The 26,434-nt window shown below is 61.3% G+C and carries 22 protein-coding genes; 12 read left to right on the top strand and 10 right to left on the bottom strand.

Annotation, left to right across the window (positions count from 1 at the left end):
- Positions 1-13: 13 nt before the first annotated feature.
- The 6 genes from BX591_RS31130 to BX591_RS31105 all read left to right on the top strand — a co-directional run bounded on the left by BX591_RS31130 (position 14) and on the right by BX591_RS31105 (position 8,516).
- A complete protein-coding gene (locus tag BX591_RS31130; RefSeq protein ID WP_111935157.1) occupies positions 14-2,401 on the top strand; it encodes an aldehyde dehydrogenase family protein in 2,388 nt (795 codons plus the stop codon).
- Between the two features lie 176 nt (positions 2,402-2,577).
- Positions 2,578-3,546 (top strand): ribokinase, encoded by a 969-nt coding sequence (rbsK, locus tag BX591_RS31125; protein ID WP_111935156.1) that lies wholly within the window; start codon positions 2,578-2,580, stop codon positions 3,544-3,546.
- 64 nt (positions 3,547-3,610) lie between these two features.
- Positions 3,611-4,672, top strand: coding sequence for an ABC transporter permease (locus tag BX591_RS31120; RefSeq protein WP_111935155.1), 1,062 nt, complete (start codon positions 3,611-3,613; stop codon positions 4,670-4,672).
- Positions 4,673-4,778: 106 nt separating this feature from the next.
- On the top strand, positions 4,779-5,783 hold the full coding sequence (locus tag BX591_RS31115; protein ID WP_111935154.1) for an autoinducer 2 ABC transporter substrate-binding protein: 1,005 nt from the start codon (positions 4,779-4,781) through the stop codon (positions 5,781-5,783).
- 92 nt (positions 5,784-5,875) lie between these two features.
- Positions 5,876-7,426, top strand: coding sequence for a sugar ABC transporter ATP-binding protein (locus BX591_RS31110; RefSeq protein WP_111935189.1), 1,551 nt, complete (start codon positions 5,876-5,878; stop codon positions 7,424-7,426).
- 31 nt (positions 7,427-7,457) lie between these two features.
- A complete protein-coding gene (locus BX591_RS31105) occupies positions 7,458-8,516 on the top strand; it encodes an ABC transporter permease (RefSeq protein WP_111935153.1) in 1,059 nt (352 codons plus the stop codon).
- Positions 8,517-8,597: 81 nt separating this feature from the next.
- Here the strand turns inward: BX591_RS31105 and BX591_RS31100 are convergent, their stop codons facing one another.
- From BX591_RS31100 to gcvA, 4 genes are all read right to left on the bottom strand, one after another.
- Positions 8,598-9,323, bottom strand: a complete 726-nt coding sequence (locus BX591_RS31100) for a DeoR/GlpR family DNA-binding transcription regulator (protein ID WP_035555470.1) — start codon at positions 9,321-9,323, stop codon at positions 8,598-8,600.
- A gap of 203 nt (positions 9,324-9,526) precedes the next feature.
- Positions 9,527-10,003 carry a VOC family protein gene (locus BX591_RS31095; protein ID WP_111935152.1) on the bottom strand — a complete coding sequence of 159 codons (477 nt, stop codon included), beginning with the start codon at positions 10,001-10,003 and terminating at the stop codon, positions 9,527-9,529.
- A gap of 209 nt (positions 10,004-10,212) precedes the next feature.
- The gene (locus tag BX591_RS31090) at positions 10,213-10,830 is read right to left on the bottom strand and encodes a GNAT family N-acetyltransferase (protein ID WP_111935151.1); all 618 of its coding nucleotides are present in this window, start codon (positions 10,828-10,830) and stop codon (positions 10,213-10,215) included.
- Entirely contained in the window at positions 10,827-11,720 is an 894-nt protein-coding gene (gene gcvA / locus BX591_RS31085) for a transcriptional regulator GcvA (protein ID WP_111935150.1), read from the bottom strand. The genes BX591_RS31090 and gcvA overlap by 4 nt, the downstream gene beginning before the upstream one ends.
- A gap of 116 nt (positions 11,721-11,836) precedes the next feature.
- On the opposite strand from gcvA, the gene BX591_RS31080 reads away from it, so the two are divergent.
- Positions 11,837-12,682, top strand: coding sequence for a DMT family transporter (locus tag BX591_RS31080; protein ID WP_111935149.1), 846 nt, complete (start codon positions 11,837-11,839; stop codon positions 12,680-12,682).
- A 256-nt stretch (positions 12,683-12,938) separates the two neighbouring features.
- Complete coding sequence (locus BX591_RS31075) at positions 12,939-13,700, top strand: SDR family oxidoreductase (RefSeq protein WP_111935148.1); 762 nt, start codon at positions 12,939-12,941, stop codon at positions 13,698-13,700.
- A 69-nt stretch (positions 13,701-13,769) separates the two neighbouring features.
- On the opposite strand, the gene BX591_RS31070 is transcribed toward BX591_RS31075, so the two are convergent.
- Positions 13,770-14,726 (bottom strand): phosphotransferase family protein, encoded by a 957-nt coding sequence (locus tag BX591_RS31070; protein ID WP_111935147.1) that lies wholly within the window; start codon positions 14,724-14,726, stop codon positions 13,770-13,772.
- 465 nt (positions 14,727-15,191) lie between these two features.
- Entirely contained in the window at positions 15,192-17,771 is a 2,580-nt protein-coding gene (gene valS / locus BX591_RS31065; protein WP_111935188.1) for a valine--tRNA ligase, read from the bottom strand.
- 1,152 nt (positions 17,772-18,923) lie between these two features.
- On the opposite strand from valS, the gene hpnH reads away from it, so the two are divergent.
- Positions 18,924-20,480, top strand: a complete 1,557-nt coding sequence (gene hpnH / locus BX591_RS31060; RefSeq protein ID WP_208459626.1) for an adenosyl-hopene transferase HpnH — start codon at positions 18,924-18,926, stop codon at positions 20,478-20,480.
- 137 nt (positions 20,481-20,617) lie between these two features.
- Here hpnH and BX591_RS31055 read toward each other — a convergent pair whose 3' ends face one another.
- Together BX591_RS31055 and BX591_RS31050 are read right to left on the bottom strand one after the other, a co-directional pair.
- Positions 20,618-20,965: a DoxX family protein gene (locus tag BX591_RS31055; RefSeq protein WP_244147010.1), complete on the bottom strand. Its 348-nt coding sequence runs from the start codon at positions 20,963-20,965 to the stop codon at positions 20,618-20,620.
- Positions 20,966-20,967: 2 nt separating this feature from the next.
- Positions 20,968-21,630 (bottom strand): NAD-dependent epimerase/dehydratase family protein, encoded by a 663-nt coding sequence (locus tag BX591_RS31050; RefSeq protein WP_111935145.1) that lies wholly within the window; start codon positions 21,628-21,630, stop codon positions 20,968-20,970.
- Positions 21,631-21,762: 132 nt separating this feature from the next.
- Here BX591_RS31050 and BX591_RS31045 point away from each other — a divergent pair, with 132 nt between their 5' ends.
- Positions 21,763-22,368 (top strand): TetR/AcrR family transcriptional regulator, encoded by a 606-nt coding sequence (locus tag BX591_RS31045; protein WP_111935144.1) that lies wholly within the window; start codon positions 21,763-21,765, stop codon positions 22,366-22,368.
- Between the two features lie 41 nt (positions 22,369-22,409).
- Here the strand turns inward: BX591_RS31045 and BX591_RS31040 are convergent, their stop codons facing one another.
- Positions 22,410-22,763: a BON domain-containing protein gene (locus BX591_RS31040; RefSeq protein ID WP_111935143.1), complete on the bottom strand. Its 354-nt coding sequence runs from the start codon at positions 22,761-22,763 to the stop codon at positions 22,410-22,412.
- Between the two features lie 521 nt (positions 22,764-23,284).
- Between BX591_RS31040 and BX591_RS31035 the strand changes: the two genes are divergently transcribed.
- Entirely contained in the window at positions 23,285-24,523 is a 1,239-nt protein-coding gene (locus tag BX591_RS31035) for an ammonium transporter (RefSeq protein WP_208459625.1), read from the top strand.
- A gap of 106 nt (positions 24,524-24,629) precedes the next feature.
- On the opposite strand, the gene BX591_RS31030 is transcribed toward BX591_RS31035, so the two are convergent.
- A complete protein-coding gene (locus BX591_RS31030; protein WP_111935141.1) occupies positions 24,630-25,394 on the bottom strand; it encodes an SDR family oxidoreductase in 765 nt (254 codons plus the stop codon).
- A 136-nt stretch (positions 25,395-25,530) separates the two neighbouring features.
- On the opposite strand from BX591_RS31030, the gene BX591_RS31025 reads away from it, so the two are divergent.
- The gene (locus BX591_RS31025) at positions 25,531-26,433 is read left to right on the top strand and encodes a LysR family transcriptional regulator (protein ID WP_111935140.1); all 903 of its coding nucleotides are present in this window, start codon (positions 25,531-25,533) and stop codon (positions 26,431-26,433) included.
- Position 26,434: the final 1 nt, after the last annotated feature.

Below are 26,434 nucleotides of genomic sequence, written 5' to 3'. Positions count from 1 at the left end.
GAAGACCGATCTCATGAGCGTAGCCGAGTATTTTTCATCGATGGAGTACGGTCCCGCACCCGAGGACGATCAGGCCGCGCGTGCCTGGCTCGCACGCCATGAGGCGGGCTTCGGGCACTTCATCAACGGTGCGTGGCATGCGCCCGCAGCCGGCGAACGTTTTGTTTCGCACGCGCCCGCCAGCGGCGAAATGCTTGCCCAGGTCGCACAGGGCGACGCCGCCGACATCGACGCGGCAGTCGCCGCCGCGCGCGCCGCGCAGCCGGGCTGGCTGGCGTTGGGCGGCGCGGGGCGCGCACGGCATCTATATGCGCTGTCGCGCATGGTGCAACGTCATAGCCGGTTGTTCGCGGTGCTCGAAGCGCTCGACAACGGCAAGCCGATCCGCGAAACGCGCGATATCGACGTGCCGCTGGTCGCGCGGCACTTCCTGCATCACGCGGGCTGGGCGCAACTGCAGGACAGCGAGTTCGCCGATTACGCGCCGCTTGGCGTAATAGGGCAGATCGTGCCGTGGAATTTTCCGTTGCTGATGCTCGCGTGGAAAATCGCGCCGGCGATTGCAACAGGCAACTGCGTCGTGTTGAAGCCCGCTGAATACACGCCGCTGACAGCGCTGCTATTCGCCGAACTCGCGCATCAGGCGGGTTTGCCTGCGGGCGTGCTGAACGTGGTAACGGGCGATGGCAGCACCGGCGCGGCGCTGGTCGAGCATCCGCAGGTCGACAAGATTGCGTTCACCGGGTCGACGGAAGTGGGCCGCCTGATTCGTTCGGCCACCGCGGGCACGGGCAAATCGTTGACGCTGGAACTGGGCGGCAAGTCGCCCTTCATCGTATTCGACGACGCCGATCTGGACGGCGCCGTGGAAGGTGTCGTCGACGCGATCTGGTTCAACCAGGGCCAGGTGTGTTGTGCGGGCTCGCGGCTGCTCGTGCAGGAGGGGATCGAAGCGCGCTTCATCGCGAAGTTGAAACGGCGCATGGAGACGTTGCGCGTCGGCACGTCGCTCGACAAGAGCATCGATATCGGCGCGATCGTCGATCCGGTGCAGCTCGAACGGATTCAGTCGCTGGTGGAAGCCGGGCGGCGCGAAGGCTGTGCGATCTGGCAAGCGGCCGATACGAAGCTGCCCGCAAACGGCTGCTTCTATCCGCCGACGCTGGTCACTGGCGTAGCGCCGGCTTCGACGCTCGCGCAGGAAGAGATCTTCGGGCCGGTGCTGGTGACCATGAGTTTTCGCACGCCCGACGAAGCCGTTGCGCTCGCCAACAATTCACGCTACGGCCTGGCCGCGAGCGTGTGGAGCGAAACGATCGGACGTGCGCTGGATGTTGCGCCGCGCCTCGCGTGCGGGGTGGTGTGGATCAACGCGACGAACCTGTTCGACGCGGCGGTCGGCTTCGGCGGTTACCGCGAGTCGGGTTATGGACGTGAAGGCGGCCGTGAGGGCTTGTACGAATATCTGAAACCGCGTGCCTGGCTCAACCTTGGCAAGCGTCAACCGCTGGTTCGCGAGGCCGGTGCCGGCCGTTTCGAGCCGGCTTCGAACGTCGCGCTGATCGACCGTACCGCGAAGCTCTTTATAGGCGGCAAGCAGGTGCGTCCAGATAGCGGCTATTCGCTGCCGGTCCACGCGCCGGACGGAACGGCGGTCGGCGAAGTGGGCGAGGGCAATCGCAAAGACATTCGCAACGCGGTCGAAGCAGCACGGGCCGCGCAGAAATGGTCGCAGGCAAGCGCGCATAACCGCGCTCAGGTGCTGTTCTATCTGGCCGAGAACCTCGCGGTTCGCGCGGACGAGTTCGTGCGGCAGCTCATGGTGCGTAACGGCGCGACGGAAAACGCGGCGCGTGCGGAAGTCGACGCGTCGGTGACGCGCCTCTTCACTTACGCGGCGTGGGCCGACAAGTTCGACGGCGCCGTGCATACGCCGCCATTGCGCGGCGTCGCACTAGCCATGCATGAACCGCTCGGCGTGATCGGCATTGCGTGTCCGGACGAAGCGCCGTTGCTCGGTTTCGTTTCGTTGATGGCGCCCGCGCTGGCAATGGGCAATCGCGTGGTGGCGTTGCCGAGCGCAATCTGTCCGCTGACGGTGACCGACTTCTATCAGGTGGCCGAGACGTCGGATGTCCCCGGCGGTGTGCTGAACATCGTGACGGGCGAGCGTGCCGCGCTACTGCCGGCGCTTGCCCGCCATGACGACGTCGATGCGCTCTGGTGCTTCGGCAGCGCGGAGGACTCGACGCTGGTCGAGCGCGAATCGGTCGGCAATCTGAAACGGACTTTCGTCGATCATGGCCGCCAGTTCGACTGGCACGACCGTTCGAGCGAAGGCCGGCCGTTTCTGCGTCAGGCCGTGCAGGTGAAGAACATCTGGATACCTTATGGCGATTGACGGACGGCTTCATTAAACAGCGTCCATCACGCCTCTGAACGACCTGCACGCCAACCAGAAAATGGAGGAGACAACGTGCTGAAGAATCTGGAACCGCTACTCGATGCCGACGTGCCGTGCGCGCGTCAGGTGTCCGCATTCGTGTCCCCGAGCCGAACCGTGCAAGGGGCACGCACATGAGCCACGACAATTCGATCGAACGGCGCGGCCGCGTCGTGATTCTGGGTATTTACGTGACCGACCTCACGTTTCGCGCCGAGCGTATGCCGTTGATCGGCGAAACGATCGCGGGCTCCGCGTTCGCGATGGGGCCGGGCGGCAAGGGTTCGAATCAGGCGGTAGCCGCCGCGCGAGCCGGCGCCGACGTGGTGTTCTGCACGCGCCTGGGCAACGATGCGTTCGGTGAAATTGCCCGCGCGACGTGGGCGAGAGAAGGCATCACGGCGCGCGCGTCGGTGGTCGACGGTGTGTCGACCGGCGCGGCGCATATCTTCGTCGACGACACGACCGGCATGAATGCGATCATCGTCGCGGCCGGCGCGGCCGGCACGATGAATGCGGCCGACGTCGACGCGATCGAAGCCGATATCGCCGGCGCGCGTGTCTTCGTCACGCAACTCGAGCAGCCGCTGCCGGCCGCGCGTCGCGGGCTTGAAGTGGCACGGCGCCACGGCGTCGTTACCGTGTTCAATCCCGCCCCCGCGTTGCCGCTCGACGACGACATCTTCCCGTTGTGCGACTACATCACCCCGAACGAAACCGAAGCCACCGCGCTAACCGGCGTGCCGATCGCGAACGCCGACGACGCTCGCCGTGCCGCCGACGTTCTGCTCGCCAAAGGCGTCGGCACGGTGATCGTGACGCTCGGCGAGGCGGGGGCGCTGCTGCATTCGGCGACGCAATCCGTTTTCGTGCCGGCTTATCACTGCGGCCACGTGGTGGAAACCGCAGGCGCCGGCGACGGCTTCACCGGCGGTTTTGCCGCGGCGCTCGCGCGTGGCGACGATCCTGTCGCGGCACTGCGTTTCGGTTGCGCGTTGGCCGGCATTTCCGTCACGCGTCCGGGTACGGCGCCGTCCATGCCGACGCTGGATGAAGTGAATCGCGTATTGAACCCGTCGGCCAGCGTATCGCAGGCTTCCTGAGCGGACGGAACTTTCGCTTTTTACGGCCGTGAAGTTAGTGAAGCATGAGGAGAGTGTCGTCACCATGAAGTCCTCGTTCACCGCAGCAAAACTGTTCGGCGACCGGCAACTGAATTTCCTGCTGATCGTCAACGTGCTCGTCGTGCTGGTCGCGACGTGGCTCTCGCATGGCCAGTTCGTCGATATCGACAACCTGCAGTCGATGGGCGGGCAACTCCCCGAACTCGGCCTGCTGGCGCTCGGCATCATGCTCTCCATGGTGTCGGGCAACGGCGGTATCGATCTCTCCGGCGTCGGTCTGGCGAACCTGTCCGGCATGGTCGCGGCGCTGATCGTGCCGCATTTCGTCAATGGCGACGATTCGCCCGCGCTCTACACGTCGCTGTTCTGCGTGATCGTGGTAGTGATGGGTTTGCTCGGTGGACTGCTGAACGGGGTGGTGATCGCGCGGCTCAGGCTCACGCCGATTCTCTGCACGCTCGGCACGCAACTACTATTCACGGGTTTTGCCGTGGTGCTCAGCAACGGCGCCTCGGTGCACGTGGACTATGTGGACCCCTTGTCGAACATCGGCAACGGCACGGTGTTTCAGGTGCCGATCGCGTTTTGCATCTTTATCGCCGCGGTGATCGTGCTCGGCTGGTTGCTCAGGCGCAGCCCGTTCGGCTTGCGTCTTTATCTGATGGGTACCAATCCCAAAGCCGCGTTCTACGCCGGCATTCCGCGTGCGCGCATGCTGATCACCACGTATGCCATGTGCGGCGTGCTCGCGTCGCTGGCCGGATTGATCAGCGCGACGCATACGTCCAGCGCGAAATGGGACTACGGTAACTCCTATTTGCTGATTGCCATTCTGATCGCGGTGATGGGCGGCGTGAATCCCGCCGGCGGTCATGGCCGCATCATCTGCGTGTTTTTTGCCGCGACCGTGCTGCAGTTTCTATCGAGCCTGTTCAATCTGATGGGCGTCTCGCAGTTCTTCGGCGATTGCGCGTGGGGCTTTCTGTTGCTGCTGTCGCTGGCGTTCGCGGGTGGCGAGCGGGTGCGGGCGATTTTCGGCTTTGGCGGTGGCGGGACGGGCGCGGCGGGTCCACGCTCGGACCCGGGCGCCGCGCAGAAACGTTAGCGAGCGCGGACGCGCTTGATTAGGGTTTCAGTACACGGCGGACAACGAGCCCTGGCTGTCCGTCACGATCAAGTGGGCGACATCGAACGAATAAAGGAGACTTGGCATGAAACTGACTCGACTGAGCGCCGCACTGGCAGCAGGCGCACTTGCAGTAGGCGTGATCGCGGCGGCGCAGGCGGCGACCAACGAGACGATCGTGACCGTCGTGAAGGTGACCGGGATCAACTGGTTCAACCGCATGGACGACGGCGTCAAGCAGTTCGCGAAAGACAATCCGGGTGTGACTGCGTATCAGACCGGCCCGGGCCGCGCGGATGCGGCGCAGCAACTCAAGATCATCGAAGACCTGATCGCGAAGAAGGTCACCGCGATCGCCGTGGTGCCCTACGATCCGCCTACGCTCGAACCCGCGCTGAAGAAAGCGATGGATCGGGGTATCAAGGTGGTGACGCATGAGGCCGACAACGAAAAGAACACGATGGTCGACATCGAAGCATTCGACAACACCGCATACGGCGCGGGTTTGAACGAACGGCTCGCTTCGTGCATGCACGACGACGGCAAGTGGGCCGTGCTGGTCGGTTCGCTCGGCAGCCGTTCGCAGGTGCAGTGGGCCGACGGCGGGATCGGCAACGCGAAGGCCAAATATCCGAAGATGGATCTGGTCGAGCCGAAGCTCGAAACCAACAACGACGGCGAGCGCGCCTATGAAGTCGCGAAAGAAGTGCTGCGCAAGCATCCGGATCTGAAGGGCTTCCAGGGTTCTTCCTCGCTCGACGTGATCGGTATTGGCCGCGCGGTGGAGGAAGCCGGCATGCAGGGCAAGATCTGCGTGTACGGCACGGGTCTGCCGACGGAAGCGGGCAAGTTCCTGGAAAGCGGTGCGATCAACGGCATTGCGTTCTGGGACCCGAAGCTGGCGGGCATTGCCATGAACAAGATCGCGCAGATGCTGATCGACGGTAAGACGGTCGAGAACGGCGCCGATCTCGGCATTCCGGGTTACACGAAGGTCACGGTCGCGAAAGGGCCGGGTAAAGGCATTATCGTGCGTGGCCAGGGTTGGGTGAACGTCGACAAGTCGAACTACAAGCAGTATCCGTTCTGATCGCGTTGCGCAATTTGGCTTGTCGGTCACGGCGTCCTCAAGGGACTTCCCGAGGGACGCCGCAACAGTTTCACGTCACGATGAATCGCACCATGAATCAAGACGTATCTTCTGCCAGTTCCGCCGCGGCGCAGCCGTTCCTGCAGGTGATCGGCGTACACAAGCGCTTTACCGGCGTGCATGCTCTGCGCGGTGTGAGCCTCTCGTTCGAGCGCGGCCGGATCTATCACCTGCTCGGTGAGAACGGCTGTGGCAAGAGCACGCTGATCAAGATCATTTCGGGCGCGCAGCCGCCCGACGAAGGCGAACTCGTGATCGAAGGCGTGCGTCATGCGCGGCTTTCTGCGCTCGAATCGCTCGCGGCCGGCATCGAGACGGTCTATCAGGATCTTTCGCTGCTGCCGAATATGAGCGTGGCGGAAAACGTCGCGCTCACCGCCGAGTTGGCCGGGCATGATGGCAAGCTCGCCCGCACGTTTGACCGCCGCGCACTCGCGCGCACGGCGGCGCGCGCGCTCGAATCGGTCGGCCTACCCGGCGACGCCGGGTTCCAGTCGACGCTGATCGAGCAATTGCCGCTCGCCACACGGCAACTCGTGGCGATCGCCCGCGCGATTGCCAGTGAGGCGAAGTTCGTCATCATGGACGAGCCGACCACGTCGCTGACGCAAAAGGAAGTCGACAATCTGATCGCGGTGCTCGCCCATCTGCGCGCGCAGGACGTGACGGTGCTGTTCGTCAGCCACAAGCTGGACGAGTGCTACGCGATCGGCGGTGAAGTGATCGTGCTGCGCGATGGCCAGACCATGGCGCAAGGGCCGATCGCGCAATTCACCAAGGCGCAGATCAGCGAACTGATGACAGGGCGCCATTTATCCACCGAGCGTTATCGCGAAGGCGCGGTAGGGCAGGACGTGGTGCTGGAGGTGCGTGGTCTTACGCGCAGCGGCCAGTTCAGCGACGTTTCGTTCGCGCTGCATGCCGGCGAAATTCTCGGCGTGACCGGTCTGCTCGATTCCGGGCGCAACGAACTCGCGCGAGCACTCGCGGGCGTGGCGCCGGCGCAAACGGGGCAGGTGGTGCTCGACGGCAAGAGCATCGTGTTGCGTACGCCGTCGGACGCGAAAGATCATCGTATCGGCTATGTGCCGGAAGACCGCCTGAATGAGGGGCTTTTCCTCGACAAGCCGATTCGCGACAACGTGATCACCGCGATGATCTCCAGTTTGCGCGACCGCTTTGGTCAGATCGACCGAACGCGTGCAATGGCGCTCGCGGAACAGACGGTGAAGGATCTGCAGATCGCGACCCCCGGTGTCGACAAACCCGTGCAATCGCTGTCCGGCGGCAACCAGCAGCGTGTGCTGATCGGCCGCTGGCTCGCCATCGATCCGCGCGTGCTGATTCTGCATGGGCCGACGGTCGGTGTCGACGTTGGCTCGAAAGACATCATCTATCGCATCATGCAGCGTTTGTCGCAGCGCGGAATCGGCATTATTCTGATCAGCGACGACTTGCCCGAACTGCTGCAGAACTGCGACCGCATTCTGATGATGAAGAAGGGCCGCGTGGCGAACGAATATCAGGCGGATACGCTGAGCGAAGCCGACCTGTACCACGCGTTGCTGTCGGAAGCGGCATAAGCACACAGGCTGCAAAAAGGACGTCCTACTCATGAACTCGCGCATCCATTCGCGCATGAACCAGACCATGACCACACCGACCGTTGTCGAAGTCGCCCCGGAGATCAAGCCGCCGAGCTTGCGAGCCAGACTCGCGCGCAATCCCGAGTGGTTCACGGTCGGGCTGATCGTGGTGACGTGCGTGATCGTCGGTGTGATCAATCCACGCTTCTTTCAACTGGCCACGCTGTTCGATCTGCTGCATTCGGCCACCACGACTTCGCTGTTCGCGCTGGGCACGCTCGTTGTGCTCGCATCCGGCGGGATCGACGTGTCGTTTACCGCCATCGCCGCGCTGACCATGTACGGCATCACGAAGGCGGTGTTTGCGTGGTGGCCCGACGCGCCGTTCGCGTTGATCCTGATTACCGGTGCGATTGGCGGTGTGATGCTGGGCATGATCAACGGCTTGCTGGTGCATCGACTGAAAGCGCCTTCGCTGATCGTCACGATCGGCACGCAATATCTGTATCGCGGGCTGTTGCTGACCTTTATCGGCACCTCGTTCTTCATGAACATTCCGCACAGCATGGATCGCTTCGGCCGCATTCCGCTGGTGTTTTATCAAACGGCGGATGGTCTGCGCGCGGTGTTGCCGGTTTCGGTGGTGGCGCTGGTGGCGGCCGCACTGGTGACGTGGTGGCTGCTGAACCGGACGATGATGGGACGCGGCGTCTACGCCATGGGCGGCAGCCTCGCGATTGCCGAACGGCTCGGCTACAACCTGCGCGCGATCCATCTGTTCGTGTTCGGCTATACCGGCATGCTGGCGGGCATTGCGGGCATTCTGCACGTCTCGAACAACCGGCTCGCTAATCCGTTCGATCTGGTGGGCTCGGAACTCGACGTGATTGCCGCAGTGATTCTGGGCGGCGCGCGCATTACCGGCGGCACCGGGACGGTGGCGGGCACGCTGCTCGGCGTGGTGCTCGTGACGTTGATCAACAACGTGCTGATTCTGGTGGGTGTGCCGAGTACCTGGCAGAAGGTGATTATCGGCGCGTTCATTCTGATTGCCGGCACGCTGTTCGCGTTTCAGCGGAAGAACTGATCGCAGCGGCGTTGAGCGCCGCTTGCCGTTTGTTGCGTGATTGCCGTGACGCCGTTTGCGTTTGCGGCGTGGCAAAGCAGCTTATTTGCGTTTGCGCGGCGTTTGGCCTGCTTCGGTGATGATGGAATCGAAATCGTCGACCTGCGAGAAACGCACGGCCTTGACGACGCCGAACTTGCTCTTGTCCACGACCAGATGACGTTCCACGGCGCTCGCCATCGCGGCCTGTTTGAGCGCGACTTCATGGAAATTCCAGCAGGTGACGCCGCGCGCGGTGTCTACGCCGCCCGCCGAAATAAACGCCTTGTTGATGCCCATGCGGCGCAGCATTTCCAGACTTTCCTCGCCTGCGAACGAATCCGAAGAGGGAATGTAGACGCCGCCCAGCAGAATCATTCGCACATTCGGCTTGCGCCGCAAAATCTCCGCGACGTTCAGCGAATAGCACACTACGGTCACGTGACGTTCAATGGGAATCAGCCGCGCCAATGTAGTGAGCGTCGTGCCGCAATCGATGAACAGTGTTTCGTTATCGCCAATCAGACCCGCCGCCACGGCGGATGCTTCCGCTTTGGCCTGCGCAAAATGATCCTTTTCTTCTTCGAGCGAGTAGCCGGCGTTATTCGGCACGTCGGTTGCGCTGACGATGTAGCCGCCGAGATAGGTGAATCGTTCGGGACTGCCGGCGATATCGCGGCGGACGGTCATTTCCGAGACGTTCAGCAGGCTCGCGGCGTCGCGCAAGCGCATTACGTTCTGCTTGGCCAGTGCTTCGGCGAGGGCGCGGAGGCGATCGGGTTTCAGCATGGAGGTCCTGTCGCGCGATGTGGGAGGTCGTTATGTTTTGTACGGTTTGATGAGAGAATTATAACAAGGTGCGTGAGTCGCGGCGAGGGCGATTATCAGATTGCCGGCTGTTGAATGCGGTGATTTTGAATGAATAAACCGTCACCGCCGAACGGCCCGAATAGGCTGATCGGCGTTGACGGTTCGGTAAAACGACGTGATGCTTATTTCGCTGCCGCAGCGCGCTCGATTGCGGCGATGTCGATTTTTTTCATGGTCATCATGGCTTCCATTGCACGTTTTCCGGCCTCGCGATCGGAGCCGGTGACGAGTTCGAGTAAGCGCCTGGGCGTGATCTGCCACGAAAACCCCCATCGGTCCTTGCACCATCCGCAAGGCGCTTCCGAGCCGCCGTTGCGGACAATGGCATTCCAGTAGCGGTCGGTTTCTTCCTGGGTATCGGTCTCGACCATGAAACTGATCGCCTCGTTCGGCGTGTAGTTGGGGCCGCCATTCAGCCCCACGAAGCGCCGCCCGAGCACGGTGAACTCGACTGTCAGATCCGGACCCTGGCCCACCCCCGGTATAGGGGAGGCATGGCCTGCGTCGACATGACTTTCGGGGAAGGTCGCGGCGTAAAATTCCGCCGCCTCACGTGCTCTGCCTTGATCGAACCATAGGCAGGTTGTTAGCTCGGCCATTGCACTCTCCTTGTAGAGACTTGCACTATCGACTGGTTTAGAAGCAGGTCTGGAAGCAGGCGCCAAAGGCTCACATTGTCGAGACGGTTGGCACTCTTGCTGACACGAAGCGGGTTGTCGAGTTCCTGATTTACGGAAAGTCGAATCTTCCGTTCAGTCGGTGTTTACCGCCGACCCGGCATGTCGGCACTCAATCACGCTGCGGTCCGTCAGTCTCTGGCGACCATCACTTTGTTCTCGTGTTTGACGCCGCCTAGCTCGAAGTAGGTCACCCCATCCTGCAGCATTCCCCGGGAAAGGTAAAAAGAAATGGCCTTCTCATTGTGTGAGTTGACCATCAGCCAGACTGCTCGACTGCCGGTCCTCGCCATCGCAAGGCCTCTGGCTTGGGCCAACAATGTGGAGCCGATACCACAGCCGGCGAAAGAGTCCTGGATGTAGAGCGTTTCTATTTCGGCGGAGACATCGGCATGATGCGAACCTAAGCGCATGACGATATAGCCGGCGAGATAGCCTTCTGCCTCGGCGACTAATAGAACGATTTGCGGATCGTTCATGAGCGCGAGAATTTTTTCGGGTCTGAATGTGGTCAGGACATAGTGCGCGATGATCTCGGACACGCCACCCGATGCATAGGTATGCACCCAGACCTGTGCGCCAAGTACCGCGATACGTGCCGCGTCGGCCGGTTCGGCCGCTCTCGTTGAATGCATAGCTATCATCTTTGTTCTTAGTGAGTAACGCCTGATTGGGTTCATCGCCGACGATGCAAGCTCTCCCGCTTTTACCTGATCGCGGGGTTCTTTTTCTATCACGTGTTCGTTCAACTCGCGTGCCCACCTTCGCGTTCGAGCCACGAGCGAAACAGCTCGACCAGTTCATCGGCAGACTTCTCATCCGGCACGTAAGTGCAATAGCTACGCGACGCCAGACGCGGACCGGCAAACGGCATGACGAGCCGGCCGGCGGCGAGATCGTCGGCGATCAGCGCGGTCGGTCCCATCGCGATACCGATTCCATCGACGGCGGCTTGCAAGGTCAGATAGAAGTGGTCGAAAGTCAATGCCGCAGCCGGCGTGATTTCGGTCATGTCTGCCTTGGCCAACCAGTCCGGCCAAAGCCGCGGAAGGCTCGACGTATGCAGTAACGTGTGCTGCCGAATATTCTCAGGTGTTTGCAGCGGTAGTTGCTGCAGCAGCGCGGGGCTGCAGACGGGGATCCGTTCTTCGGCCAGGAATGGCTGCATCGAGTAGCCGTAGAACGTGTCCGGACCGCCGCGGATGATGACGTCATAGCTCGCCGGCAAACTTTCCACCGGCTCGTTCGAGGTTTCTACCTTGACGTCCACGCCGGGATACGCGGCGCGGAATGTCGCCAGTCGCGGCACCAGCCATCGCAACGTGAATGTTGCGGGCGCATTGACGGAGAGAGTCTGTGAAACCGTTTGAGGCAGACCGTATTTCGCGGTGGCTTGCGAGAGATGCTCGAACAGCGGCCCGATTTCCGCCAGGTACGCTCGCGCCGCCGGTGTCAGCGCCACGCGCCGGTTGTGCCGTTCAAACAGCGACGCGCCAAGCCACGCCTCGAGCAGTCGCACCTGCTGGCTCACCGCGCCGTGCGTGACGTGCAACTCGGCGGCGGCGTCCTTGAAGCTACCGAGTCGTCCTGCGGCCTCAAAAGCGCGCAGTGCATTGAGCGGAGGCAAGACTCGTTTCATTCGGAGTAGTTTATCTAACGCGAATTGCGAATTTAACTGAGTTGTTAGCGCATCACAAGATAGATATTCTATTTACCGTACTAACGTATCCCTTCCTTTCGTGGCCCGGAGTCCGCATGCTCAGTTATACCGGCGGCTTCGTCCTGCTTGCCGCCTTGCTCCACGCGAGCTGGAACGCGATGCTGCACGGCAATCGCGACCGCTTCCTCTCCATGACATGGATGAGTGTTGCCATCGCAACGGTCGCCACCCTCGCCGTGCTGTTCATCACACCGTTCCCGGCCCATGCGGCGTGGCCGTATATCGTCGCGTCGGGGCTCGTGCATACCTTTTACAACGTCACCCTGGTGCGCTCGTATCGCAGCAACGATCTGGCGCGGGCCTATCCGATCGCGCGCGGTTCGTCGCCGCTGCTCGTCACGCTCGGCGCGGCGCTGTTTGCGCACGAGGCGATTGGTCCCTTGCATGTGCTGGGGATTTTGATGATTTCGGGCGGCATCGTCGCGATCGCGCTGGAAGGCAGCCACGTTTCGCGCGCCGGTGTGCTGGCTGCGTTGACGACGGGCGCGACCATCGCGGTCTATACCGTGATCGACGGTATTGGCGTGCGTCTGTCCGATGGGCAGGCACTCGCCTACACCGCGTGGATGTTTCTCTTCTATTGGCTGATGCCGGCACTGTTCGTCGCGACGCGCGGCCGCGCGGCGCTGTGGACGCCAATGCGGGCGCAGCCGTGGGCGTTGAGTTCGTCGCTCGTGGGTGGCGTTGTGTCGATCGCCGCGTACGGCATCGTGATCTGGGCGCTGCAGTCGGGCGCGATGGGCGCGGTGTCGGCATTGCGCGAAACCAGCGTGGTCTTCGCGGTGCTGATCGGCAGGATGTTTTTGCGTGAGACGGTCAGCGCAAAACGCTGGCTCGCGTGCATGATCGTCGCGGCCGGAGCGGTGTGTCTGGGGCTTTGATGTCGCGTTGAAACGCGCTCAAACCTGTGTTCCCCGATGGCAATTCGAGGTGACAGTCCTGATCGCTTCAAACGAATAATGACTTGATGCTCAGGCACATTGCAACCGGCCTTCTCGACGTTGTCTACGACGAAGAAGGCGCCTCAAGCATTCGCCGGCGCGGTGCTCGATATCAACGCCTGGGCCGGTTGATCCGCTGGCGTTGAGTCGGTCTCAGCCCCAATCACTTTCTCGTCGTCACCAGGAGGGTCAAAAAATGAGTGAGGTTGCGCAAGCCCCGTTGATTCTGATAACCGGCGGCGCGCGTGGCGTGGGCGCGGCGACTGCGCGGCTCGCTGCCGCACGCGGCTACGATGTGGCGATTAGCTTCGTCTCCAACGAATCGGCCGCTCTCGCTGTGGCGGCCGATGTGGAAGCGCTCGGGCGGCAGGCTTTAGCCATGCACGCGGACAGCGCGGAGCCGGAACAGGTCGCTCGGCTATTCGCCGCGATCGACCGGAAGTTCGGCCGGATCGACGTGCTGGTCAACAACGCCGCGATCATTGCGCAGCAGTCGCGGCTGGAGGACCTCGAATTCGCGCGAATGCAGCGCATTTTCGCGGTCAATTCGATCGGCCCGATCCTTTGCGCGCAGCAGGCGGTAAAGCGGATGTCGCGTCGGCACAATGGTCGAGGCGGCGTCGTGATCAACGTGTCGTCGGCATCGGCCCGGCTCGGCAGTCCAAACGAATATGTCGACTATGCTGCCTCGAAGGGGGCGCTTGAGACATTCACCATCGGCTTCGCTAAAGAAGTCGCGCGTGAGGGAATACGCGTTAACTGTATTCGACCTGGACACATTTATACGGAGATGCATGCTAGCGGTGGAGAGCCGGGGCGGGTGGATCGTGTCAAAGACTCGATCCCCATGGGACGAGGCGGTCAGCCCGAAGAGGTGGCGCAGGCGATTCTGTGGCTGGCGAGCGCCGAGGCTTCGTTTATCACCGGCACGTTTCTCGATGTCACCGGCGGTAAGTGAAGTGAACGACAACGTGCGACGTGAAGCGCTTTCATTGACGCAAGGTGTCAGGCATCTGAGCCTGGAGGCTCATACGCGTTCTGCCACCCTCAGCAATTGATCGAGAACGGGCGTGAGAAAGTGCACGCTGACGGCGTTGCCCTGTTCGATCGCGGCCGATAAAAAGCCGATGACCCACAGTGACGCGTAGAAGCCCGTCGCGCGTCTGCGCTCGCCTTGCGGCGCCCAACAGCGCAGCAGAGCTTCGGCGTAGCGGCGGCCACGTTCTCCGACCAGTGTGTCGATGTGCGCTAGCGTCGTGCCCAGCACGAGCAGCGGATCGCCGTAGCACACCGAGTCGAAGTCGATCAGTCCGCTCAGTTCGTTGTTGTCCACCAGAACGTTCTTGATGGTCAGGTCGTGGAGAAAACAGACCGGGCGCAGTGTGTCGAAGTAGTCTTCGAGCGAGGCGCGTACGAGGCCGAGGCGCGCGCGAAAGCGGTCGAGCGGGGTAGCGTCCGCGCGTGCGAGGGTCGCGACATGAGACGCAATGGGCGTAGGCTCGTCGAAGATATCCGTCCAGCGTGCACGAGGCGCACGAGTGCCGATTGCGGCCCAGCCGAAACCACCTTGCGCCGGGGCGGGCAGTTGTTGCGCCACCTGGTTCTGGAATGCGGTCACGGTTTCGGCAATCCGTTCGGTTTGCCTGGCATCGAGTGAGTCGAACGCATAGAAGAGATCGCGGCCGGGCAGCCAGTCGAGCACGACAAAATCGCCGCCGGAGGGCGTGACGCCTCGCGCCAGCAGGGTCTGTACCGGCAGGCCGAGACCACGCAGTGCGGCGAGATTCGAACCGGTATGAAAAAACGCTTGCGCTTCAGGGCTGACGCGTACCGCCAGTGAACGACCGCCGGCCATATGGGCGCGGTACACCGTGTTGCCGCTGTGGGCGAACGCCTGGCGCTCGAGTCGCAGCGGCCGCTCGCCGTGCACGTCTGCCATGCACTTGGCGATCGCTGCATCGTCGCTGCTTGCCTGATCGCCCATCTTGCCGCCCGGTGTGCCTAATTAGCGGCGTATTACAGCAGGCGTGGGTAGGCGCGACAATTCACCGATTATTGGAGAATGTTTCGGGCGTAACGGGAGAGGTAAGGTGGGTGGGCGGATGCTGTTGGTGCTGTCATGCGGCGTAACCCGTCGAAATATTCTGGCTGTATTTGTGGGGTTGTTGATGATCAGTCGTATCCGGGTGCCGAAACCTTGATTGCGCGTTGACGACGGGCGAGCGTGATTTTTTTGTCGATCGGTGATGGTTTGAGCACAGCGAAGGGCGGCAAAGACGAGAATCGTCAGGTACGGCATGCCTGGAGCAGGACAAAAATCGCAGGCCATCGCCGCCATCGTTAGTGCGACGGCCGATGGCGACCCGGACAACGGGCAATAGCGATAACTTGCGAAGTTCAATCCTGCGCTTCACACATTGAGCGCCGCGCGAGGCACCGCATGCATTCTCTAAGCAAGGGTTACGCTGACCCGAAAAGACTCTGACTCAGTCATCTCGATCTGATCAACCTGCCCAGCATCGCGCAAATCGTGTTCTACCGATCGCAAAAGCGCTAAACGCTGCGCGGAATCGTTGACGATCAAATGGGCGACACGCGCTTTCATCGACAGCTTCGATTCCGATTTGACGCGGCGAATTTCTCGCAAAACATCGGTGACCACGTCGACCGTGGCAATAGTCTCCGCCGGTCCGGCGAGCGCTTCAATCGAGCCGACCTCCGGCCACGGAGCACGATGGACGGACTGGCTATTCCACCATGACCAGCATTCCTCCGCGGCAAACGGTAGAAACGGCGCGAATAGCCTCTGCAGGACCGAAAGGGATTCCGCGAGTGCCCGATGAGCGGATGCCGCGCCGCTGCCCGTGCCATGCGCCCGGCCTTTCACCAGTTCCACATAATCGTCGCAATACCACCAGAAAAAGGCTTCCGTTTGCTCGATCGCCTTGCTGTAGTCGAGCGAGGCAAGCGCCGCGGTGGCGAGTTCGACGATCTTCGCGAGACGCCCAATCATCGCGCGGTCTAACGGCTCGGTGAGCGTGGCGTCGGCAGCATGCGCAAAGCCTAGCGCGAATTTCGACACATTCAACAGCTTCAACGCCAAGCGCCGGCCGTTCTTCATCTGCGTTTCGTCGAACACCGCGTCCATGCCCGGACGTCCCAATGCCGCCCAATAGCGAACACCGTCGGAGCCGTGTGCGTCGAGTAGGGCGGTTGGCGTCACGACGTTACCCTTCGATTTCGCCATTTTTTTCCGATCGGGATCCAGGATCCAACCGGATAGCATCGCGTTTTTCCGCGGCAACTGCTTCGTTTCCAGATGCGATCTGACGACAGTCGAGAACAGCCAGGTCCGGATGATGTCGTGCCCCTGCGGGCGAAGATCCATAGGAAACACACGTTCGAAGCAGCCATCCGTCTCTTCCCAGCGTGCTGCGATCTGGGGTGTCAGCGAGCTTGTCGCCCACGTGTCCATGATGTCGGTTTCGCCGATGAATCCGCCGCGTTGTCCCCGCTGATGTTCAGCGAATCCCGGTGGGACGTGTGACCGCGGGTCGATGGGTAGTGTCGATTCGTCGGGGCGGATTGGCGCGCCAAAATCAGGCTGACCTTGCGAATCGAGCGGATACCACAAGGGAATCGGCACGCCGAACATCCGTTGACGGCTGATGAGCCAGTCTCCATTCAGACCGCCGACCCAGTTCGCGTAGCGACTCCCCATGAAAGCGGGATACCAGCGAAGCGCTTCACCCGACCTCAGAAGTTCATCGCGTAGCGCGGGGTCACGGCCGCCGTTGCGCAGATACCATTGGCGCGTCGCGATAATCTCAAGCGGACGATCACCCTTCTCGAAGAACTTGACGGCGTGCGTAAGCGGACGTGGCGGCCCGATCAAGTCGCCGCTCGATGTCAGCATTTCGACGATCCTTTGACGTGCTTGCGCAACCGTACAGCCTGCGATCTGCAGGTACGAAGCGCGACCCTCCGGCAATTCAATCCAGTCCGGTGCCTCACGCGCCAGGCGACCCTCCTTGCCGATAACGGCGCGAGTCGGCAGATTCAGTTCGCGCCACCAGATCACGTCGGTGAGATCGCCAAATGTACAGATCATCGCGAGCCCCGTTCCTTTGGCCGGGTCGGCTAGTGCATGAGTCATCACGGGCACGTCCATGCCGAATAACGGACAGCGGACCCGCCCGCCGATCAATGGGCGAAAACGCTCGTCGTTGGGATGCGCAACCAGCGCGACGCAAGACGGTAGCAATTCCGGCCGGGTGGTGGACACCATCACGCCGTTACCGTCAGCGTCGACAAAACGAAGATCATGATAGGCGCTCGCGATTTCGCGATCTTCGAGTTCGGCTTGTGCGATGGCTGTTTGAAACGTCACGTCCCAAAGACACGGAGCCTGCTGACTATAGAGTTCGCCACGTTGCAGATTCCGCAGCAACGCACGCTGACTGATGCGCTGCGCGCGTTCGTCGATCGTCGCATAGGCGAGACTCCAGTCAACTGAAATGCCGAGACGAATGAACAGATTGCGGAACGCAATCTCATCGATCTTCGTCAATTGATGACATAGTTCAAGGAAATTGCGCCGGCTAATCCGGGCATACGACGATCGCTGCGACGGCACGACATCAGCCGTGCGATAGCCCGGATCATAAGCAGCTTCCGGATCACAAACCACGCCGTAGTAGTTTTCCACACGCCGTTCCGTCGGCAGGCCGTTGTCGTCCCAACCCATCGGATAGAAAACCGTCTTACCCCTCATGCGCTGGAAGCGCGCGATGATGTCGGTATGCGTATAGCTGAACACGTGGCCGACGTGCAGGGAACCCGACACAGTCGGAGGCGGCGTGTCGATCGAGAAAACGGCGTCACGTTCGGCATGGCGATCGAACGCGTACGTGCGTTGGCTTTCCCATTGCTGGGTCCAGTGCGTTTCGATCCCTTCGAGTTTCGGTTTGTCGGGAATGTTTCTGGTTAGCGGCAGTGGCGATTCAGGAGAAAAAGGTTGGCTCTTCATGGTGTGTCCGAACAGATAGGGAAACGACGCGGCCACGTTTGCGCAATGACATGGCGACCCGCAACACGAGCGAGTGCAATGCCGGCCAATCGGGCGAACGATATTCAGGAACGCGGAGCGGATCGCACGCGGTCGCATCCGGTGTCAGCAGGATCTGGACTGGCTAACGGAAACGACGTGCAATCGCGAGTGGCGGCAATATCGGGCGACGGAGGGAAGAGCCAGCAACGAAGACCAGCGACGAACGGAGCTGATGATATGGCGGAGGTGGTCGGATGAAACTGTGCGCAATGACACATGCGCAAGAGGCGGGAGCGACAGGTAGACAGGGACGCCGTTGCGGCGGTCAGAGCATCGTTACGTTTAACGGTGACATAGCATCCTCCTAAGGTAGATGGGAGAAAACGATTATTCCAGCTTGTGGCCCGGAGATTTTTTTATAACCGATTCCAGGAATTTCAGCAACACCGCCGCGTATCGGAGGTCCTTGCGACACGCGCGTTTTCCGGACGGATCGTGCCGATAATGATCGCCAAAAACACCAAACCTGGAATGATTTTTATATTGAACGATACCGGATTCCGGTATCGAAGTAAAACAGGTTAAACGTTGCGACTAAGCCCTGAAATGCCAGCGCCGCGAGATATCTCGTCGCTACAAAGGTAAACAACGGCGGATTTAAAATCATTATCGACACGGCGTGGCTTCTGAATCTGCCCGGATTTTCATAAATAAAATAAATCAAAATCAGATGGGTGATAATGGGCGCGGGCAATATAAAATGAGAAAAACGCGATTCAGAGCGGTTTTTGGAAAATCGTGACGTCGAACGCCACCTCCCGGCCGCTCCCGAAGTCTAACGACAGATTGACTCAACCCCCTAAAAGGCAGTTTTGATCGTCCAAAACGACCATTCAAAGCCTCGGCCCTCGCCCGCGAGTGTCGCGGCCAGGCAGGCGATGCAGGGCGATCCAATATGCGACGGCCGACCTCGCCGCCCAGATTGTGCGATCATTGCGCCCAAAGTCGACAATTGACGCGACGGAAGAGTCTATGGCCCATGATCGAACCCCCAATCGGGCGCCCGGCATTGGGTAGAACACCGTTGCGCGTTGCCTGTCGAGTCACCGGTTAACGAGGAGTATTTGCAACATGGCAGTCCCAATTTCGCAGGCCTGGACGGTCGCTACCTACGTCCTGAAACAGAAGCTGATGCGTCGTCGTCGCTATCCGCTCGTCCTCATGCTCGAGCCGCTGATGCGTTGCAATCTCGCGTGTGCGGGTTGCGGGAAGATTCAATATCCGGCGCACGTCCTGAAATCCGAGCTGACGCCGGAGCAATGCTTCAAGGCCGTCGAGGAATGCGGCACGCCGATGGTGGCGATTCCGGGCGGCGAGCCGTTGCTGCATCCGCAGATGCCCGAGATCGTCGCCGGCCTCGTCGCGCGTAAGAAGTACGTCTATATGTGCACGAACGCGCTGCTGCTCGCGAAGAACCTGCATCTGTTCAAGCCGAGCAAGTACCTGTCGTTCTCGGTTCACGTCGACGGTCAGCGCGAGCACCACGATTTTGCGGTGTGCCGCGAAGGCGGTTACGACATCGCGATGGAAGGCGTGCGTGCGGCCGTGGCGGCGGGTTTCCGCGTGACGACCAATACCACCCTGTTCGACGGCGCCGATCCGAACAGCGTGCGCCTGCATTTTGACGAGATGATGGAAGCGGGCGTCGAAAGCATGATGGTGTCGCCCGGCTACACGTACGACAAAGCGCCGGACCAGAAGCACTTCCTCGGCCGCGCACGTTCGAAAAAGCTGTTCCGCTCGATCCTGTCGAACCGGAAGAAAAGCTGGCGCTTCAACGCGTCGCCGATGTTCATGGAATTCCTGATGGGCAAGAAGGAGCTGACCTGCACGCCGTGGGGGATGCCGACGTACAGCATCTTCGGTTGGCAAAAGCCGTGTTACCTGCTTCAGGACGGCTACGCCGACACCTTCGACGAACTGATGGAAAGCGTGAAGTGGTCCGAATACGGCACTGAAAGCGGCAATCCGAAATGCGCGAACTGCATGGTGCACTCGGGTTACGAGGCGAGCGGCGTGAACTACACGTTCGGTTCGTTCAAGGGCATGTTCCAGACGGTCAAGGCTATGCTGTTCGATCGCTACGAAGACCGTGAGGCGGCCGAGATTCTCGCCGGCTGGAAGAAAACCACGCACGAAGTGCCGATTACGTTCATCCCGAAGGCGCAGCGCGCCGACGGCGCGAAGACCGAAGAAGTCCAGGCCGTCGCGCAACCGGTCAAGGCAGTCGCTCCGGATGAGATGGAGAACGCACCCGGCACGACACACGAGAAACTCGAAGGCTGGGCGCCCGAACTGACGACCGAAGCGGAAGTGCGCGAGGCGATGGAAAAAGCCTTCGACTACCGTGGCGACGTCACGATCACCCGCAAGGACGGCTCGACTGTCGCAGGCTATCTGTACGACCGCCAGTACGGCGCGGCCTTCAAGGACTGCTTCGTGCGGATCATTCCGACCGGCAAGAAGGAGAAGGAAACCATTCCGTACGCGCAGATCGGTTCCATTGCTTTCACGGGCAAGGATACGGCCGCCGGCAAGACCTTCGAGAATTGGGTCAAGCGATACTGGGAGAAGAAAGCTGCCGGCGAGCAGAACATCCAGATCGAGCCGGAATATCTCGGCGATTAATCGTCAAGGACGGCCAGCCGGCATTCAAACGAATGCCCGGCTGGCGTCTTGCGAACCTCAATGCTGTCGAAGCCAGGTAGGCAATGTGCACTCCATGCACAGCGCCCCGGGCTCACTCGCAGAGTGGCAACGGTGCTTCAACCGCGGACCGCCACAGTAACCACCACAAGAGCCGAGAAGAGCAGCGCCGGAGCGAGATGCCGGAACGGTTCCCGATTGCGCACCAGCGTGAAAAGCGCGCCGATCATGATCGCGCCGGCCAACGCCAGGCCTAACCCTCTCGTTTGTTGTCCAGCGAGAAGCGCCGCACTCGACAACTCAAGCGCGCCACAGAGCACACGAAACCACGCTGGATAACCCCAGCGTGCGAAGTCACGCTTCACCGCGCCACGTCCCGCGAGATTGACCACGCCGGCCACGGCGAACAGAACCGCTACGATCATCGCGAGAATCGATTCGACAGATGCGCTGTTCAATAACGCCATCGTCATGCTCCGTTGCCTTGCTGAAAGTGCGTCGGCACAGAGAGGTCCGCAATCAGGCGTGGGCCGTGGGGTTCCCAGGCAAGAACCCGCCGGGCGTGCTGGCCGCTGACCGTCTGGTCGAGCGCTAGTGCGTCGGCAAATGGCCCAAGCGCCTGGCGAGCAGCGTCGAGTGGCCAGAATTCGACGCGATCTGCACTCACCGAGGCCCGAATCGCTTCGCCCATTTCGGCGACGGCAACGGCGTCTTCCGCGACGACGTTGAGGATCTGTCCCGTAACGAGATCGTCTCCGCTGGCTGCCCGCTCCACCGCGCTCAGATAGGCCGTGGCGAGATCGTCGACGTGCACGGCAGGCCAGTGGTTGCGACCATCGCCGACGACTCTCACACAGCCGGTCTGAACGGCGGCCTTGTCGGCGGCAGCGGCGGAAGCGTCGTTGGTCGAGGCGGCGTGCACCACGCCATCGGCGGCACCGGCGGCCGCCGCAAACGACTGCGGCTCACGCAGGTCGCCAACCTGCAGTTTCACGCCGAGACGTGCCAGCGCACGGGCGGCCGCCGAGCCGTCCTGGCGCACCAGCGCCGTCACCTGATGGCCGAGGCCGATTGCCTTGCGCGCGACGGCTTGCCCGATGTAGCCCGTGCCGCCCGTAATGAACAGTTCCATAGCGTTTCCCTCGATGAATGTCCGCGAAAGTCGATAAATCTCTCGAACGAGACTCATGAGTCTCGTTTCCGAAAATCTAAACGAGACTGACCAGTCTTGTCAACGGTCCGGCGATCTGTTATTTATCGGGGGATGAACACGTCCTCTCTCTCCGACCTGAGCCCGCTGCAACTTCGTAAGCGATCCGCCATCCTCGACGGCGCGAAAACCGTTTTTTTACGCCAGGGATTCGGCCTGGCAACGATGGACGATGTCGCCGCAGCCGCGGGCGTCGGCAAGCAGACTGTCTACCGCCACTTCAAGTCGAAGGAGGCGCTCTTCGTTGGTCTGGTGAGCTCGATGTGCGCTCAGGTGGGCGGCGTTCTGGTCAGCGCTCAGGGCGAGCAATCCGATGGCTCACCCGAAGTCGAGTTGCGTGAACTGGGATGGGTGATGGCGCAAAGCCTTATCGAGCCGGATTATCTGCGGCTTTACCGGGCCATCGTTGCCGAGGCCGAGCGTCTTCCGGAACTCGGTCAGGTGTTTCACGAAAACGGCGCAAAGGTCGTGCGCGCCTTCGCCGCAAAAATTCTGCGAAAGAGATTTGATGAATCGACTGCCGCATTGCGTGCAGCGACCTTCGTTCAGTTGGTGCTAGGTGACGCGTATCTGGAACTGTCGATTGGCTTCACGGTGCCTGATGTCGAAGCCCGCTTTGCGTTGCAGATCGACGAGGCGGTGGCGGCTGCGCTTCGCTAGGGAGCGTCGCATAAAATGTCGAGCCCCCGCATGTGTGGCACTTAACCATTCCCACCGTGCCACAACATCAGCTTGTTCGATACGACCAGTACGCCCGGTACGGTCCGCGCGATGTGTTCAGCCTGGCGGATCTGATCGGCGTCGTGCACCGTTCCGGTCAGGAATACCGCGCCGTCGAGCGCACGGACGAATACGCCCGCTACATTGAAACCAGGCGCCCGCGCCAGCGCTTGCCGGACTGCTTTCGACAGATCGCTGTCGGACTGTGCCTCGCGCTCGCCGCCGATCATTCGCTGCGGCGCCGGCACGGAGTACGTTGGACCTGTCTGCACGCAAGCCGACAAAGCCGCCGCTACGACAGCGGACCACAGGGGCCGTACGGGTTTGCGGATCATGACTTGCGTCCAGTGTCCGGGTTGTCGTTCCCACGGTCTGAATTATGGTGTGCCAGAAGGTGTGCAGGGACCGATTTCTCTCGTCTGCGGAATCAGCCGCGCCCATTACAACCCGGGCATTCGTTCGCTAGAACGAAATCCACGATCACGTAGGCGTCGTTTGCCTGTCGGTCAGCCGGCTTTCGCCGCGATCCATTCGCTTGGCTTGCACGCTCTCATATAAAGCCTTTCAAAACACTTCGCCCGAAGTAATCCGCAGCTCGTCGTTTACCCGTCTGCCTGGCGCCCGGCGTCTTATCAGGCGGTCTCCATAACGATCACGCGAATCCCACTATATCGCTCACGCGTATTGCGCCTCGACCCGTGCGGGAATATTTTTCGGCGGCCGCTAGAGCCCGATACCGATCGATCGGCAGCGCGGTGAAAGGTGCAGTGGCTACCTACGATCCGCACGATCCGATCCAACACGATTGTCCGGTCCGCCATCGCAATGACAGCAATGACAATCAAGGAGACGATCAGTGCTTTCCGGAACCATGCCGATCAATGTCGGCAATACTGCATTCATGTTGCTCTGCGCGAGCCTGGTCATGTTGATGACGCCGGGTCTCGCGTTCTTCTACGGCGGCCTGGTTGAACGCAAGAACGTGCTATCGATCATGATGCAGAGCTTCATTTCGCTCGCATGGACGACCGTGCTCTGGTTTGCGTTCGGCTATTCCATGTGTTTCGGTCCGAGCTGGCACGGCATCATAGGCGACCCGACGCACTACGCCTTTCTGCGCGGCATAACTTTGCAGACCATGTACACGGGTAACGATGCGGGTATTCCGCTCGTGGTTCACGTCGCCTATCAGATGATGTTCGCCATCATCACGCCCGCGCTGATCACTGGCGCATTTACCAATCGTGTGACCTTCAAGGCCTATTTCCTGTTCCTCACCGGCTGGCTCGTGCTCGTGTACTTTCCGTTCGTGCATATGGTGTGGAGCCCGGATGGCCTGTTTGCGAAATGGGGTGTACTCGACTACGCGGGCGGTATCGTGGTGCACAACACCGCTGGTTTCGCCGCGCTGGCTTCGGTGCTCTACGTGGGGCGCCGACACGTGATGACGCACAAACCTCATAACGTGCCGCTCATTGCGTTGGGCACCGGCCTTTTGTGGTTCGGCTGGTATGGCTTCAATGCCGGCTCGGAACTTCGTGTCGACGCCATTACGGCCTCGTCGTTTCTCAACACCGACGTCGCTGCGTCGTTCGCCGCCGTCACCTGGCTGGTGATCGAATGGCTCAACGCGCGTCAGCCGAAGTTCATCGGTTTGCTGACAGGGTCGGTGGCGGGTCTTGCGACGATCACGCCCGCAGCCGGCTATGTGTCGCTCGGTACGGCGTCGATCATCGGGATTGTTGCGGGTCTGGTCTGCTATTACGCGGTCGCCCTGAAAAACCGGCTCGGCCTCGACGACGCGCTCGACGTGTGGGGCGTGCATGGCGTTGGCGGTTTGATCGGCACGATCATGCTCGGCGTATTTGCATCGAAGGCGTGGAATCCGAATGGGGCAGACGGACTCCTGCTCGGCGGTGTCGATTTCTTCTTCAAGCAGTGCGTGGCGGTGGTGGTATCCGGCGTCTGGGCGTTCGCGTTTACCTGGGCCATGTTGTGGCTGATCGATCGCGCGACGCCGGTCAAGGTTCATGCCGCAGCGGAGGAGCGCGGACTCGACACCGAATTGCACGGCGAGGCCGCCTATCTCGACTAGTGTTTCGCCGAAACGAACGGACGGCTGCCGCGTGTTCAGGAAGCAATCTATCGATGGTCCCGGCGTGGCGGCACCCGTGCGTGAAAGACGGATGCCGCCACGAGGTTCAGGTGCGGGTAATCGATGCGCCGCCATCGACCAGTGACGCCGTACCGGTGACGAAGGACGAGTCGTCCGAGGCGAGATACAGCACCGAGCGCGCCAGTTCTTCCGGCTTCGCAACACGCTTGAGCGCATGCAGTCCGGTCACGAAGGCCTGCGATTCGTGGCTGTCGTTCATGCCGCGATACATTTCCGTGTCCACGGCGCCGGGCAACACCGCGTTGACGCGCACGCCTTGCGCGCCGTACTCGGCAGCGAGTGCCTGGGTCAAGCCGATCAGTCCGGCCTTGCTCGCCGCGTAGGCGGCGGTGCCGGGAAACGCGAACGAGTAGCCGACGAACGTCGACGTGAAGATGATCGAGCCGCCGCCTTGCTTCAACATTTCGGGAATCTGATGCTTCGCGCCGAGGAAGGCACTGGTCAGGTTGGTCGCCAGCGCGGCGTTCCAGCCGGCTTCGGAAATGCCGGTGGTGGGGCCCATTTCGCCGAGCGTACCGGCGTTGTTGTAGGCGATGTCCAGACGGCCGAAACGGCTCACCGTGAATGCGACGAGCGCCTTCGCGAAGTCCTCCGATTGCACGTCGCCGGCCAGATACGCGGCTTCGCCGCCTTCGCTGGCGATCTCCGCGACGAGCGCTTCGAGCTCCGTCGCACGGCGCGCCGCGATAACCACCTTGGCGCCTTCCTGCGCGAACAACTTTGCCGTGGCACGGCCAATTCCTGAGCTGGCGCCCGTCACGATGGCGACTTTTCCTGTCAAGCGTTGCATGTTGAATCTCCGGGTGTGTTGCGTTGGCCAGAGCCCGATGCCTTGGCCGTGAAAGAAATATAGGCTTCAGTTCCGCTTGCCGACAGGCCTAAAACATGGTCCTATCATTCAGCTTTTATGAATGACAGGAGCGGATATGGATCGCCTGCGTGCTTTCGAGGTTTTCGTGACCGTGGTGAGTCGTGGTGGTTTTGCGCGCGCCGCGGACGCGCTCGGCACGTCGCCCGCCAATGTCACCCGTTATGTGAACGAGCTGGAAGCGCACCTTGGCACGCGGCTGCTGAATCGCACCTCACGCACGCTGTCTCTGACCGATGGCGGCGAGACGCTTTACGCACGCTGCAAGTCCATCCTCGACGATGTGGCGGACACGGAGGGCTTGGTGTCGTCCGCGTCGGTCGAACCGCGTGGACGGCTGCGCATCAACGCGCCGGTGAGCTTTGGCATTCAGTATCTCGCGCCGCTATGGCCGGAGTTCATGCGCAGACATCCCGGCATCGAACTCGACGTGGGGTTGATCGATCGCGTCGTGGATATCGTCGACGAAGGCTACGACCTCGCCATTCGCATCTCACGCGCCGGCTCGACCAGTCACGCAGCGCGCAAGCTGGCGACCTCGCAAAACATTCTGTGCGCGTCACCGGACTATCTGGCGCGCGTCGGACCTCCAACTTCGCCCACGGACCTGAGCGCGCATCGCTGCATCGGCTACACGTATGCGGCCACCGGCGACGAGTGGCAACTGATCGACGCTCACGGCAAGACGCACCCGGTGCGGGTCGACTGTCACATGCATACCAACAACGGCGATACGGCGCGGGCAGCCGCGCTCGCCGGGCAAGGCGTGATCTGGCAGCCCACGTTCCTGATCGGCGCCGATCTGCGGGCCGGCAAACTCGTTCACGTATTGCCGGAATACCGCCTGCCCGAGATCGACATACTCGCCCTGTACCCGAGCCGTCGGCACCTGAGCGCGAGGGTGCGCGTCATGATCGATTTTCTGGTCGACGCGTTTGGCGGAGTGCCGCCCTGGGATTAGC

This window comes from Paraburkholderia bryophila, assembly GCF_003269035.1.
In the GTDB taxonomy this organism is placed as follows: Bacteria; Pseudomonadota; Gammaproteobacteria; order Burkholderiales; family Burkholderiaceae; genus Paraburkholderia; species Paraburkholderia bryophila.
The sequence above is the reverse complement of the archived record's forward strand: the minus strand, read 5'-3'. Positions and strand labels throughout refer to the sequence as shown.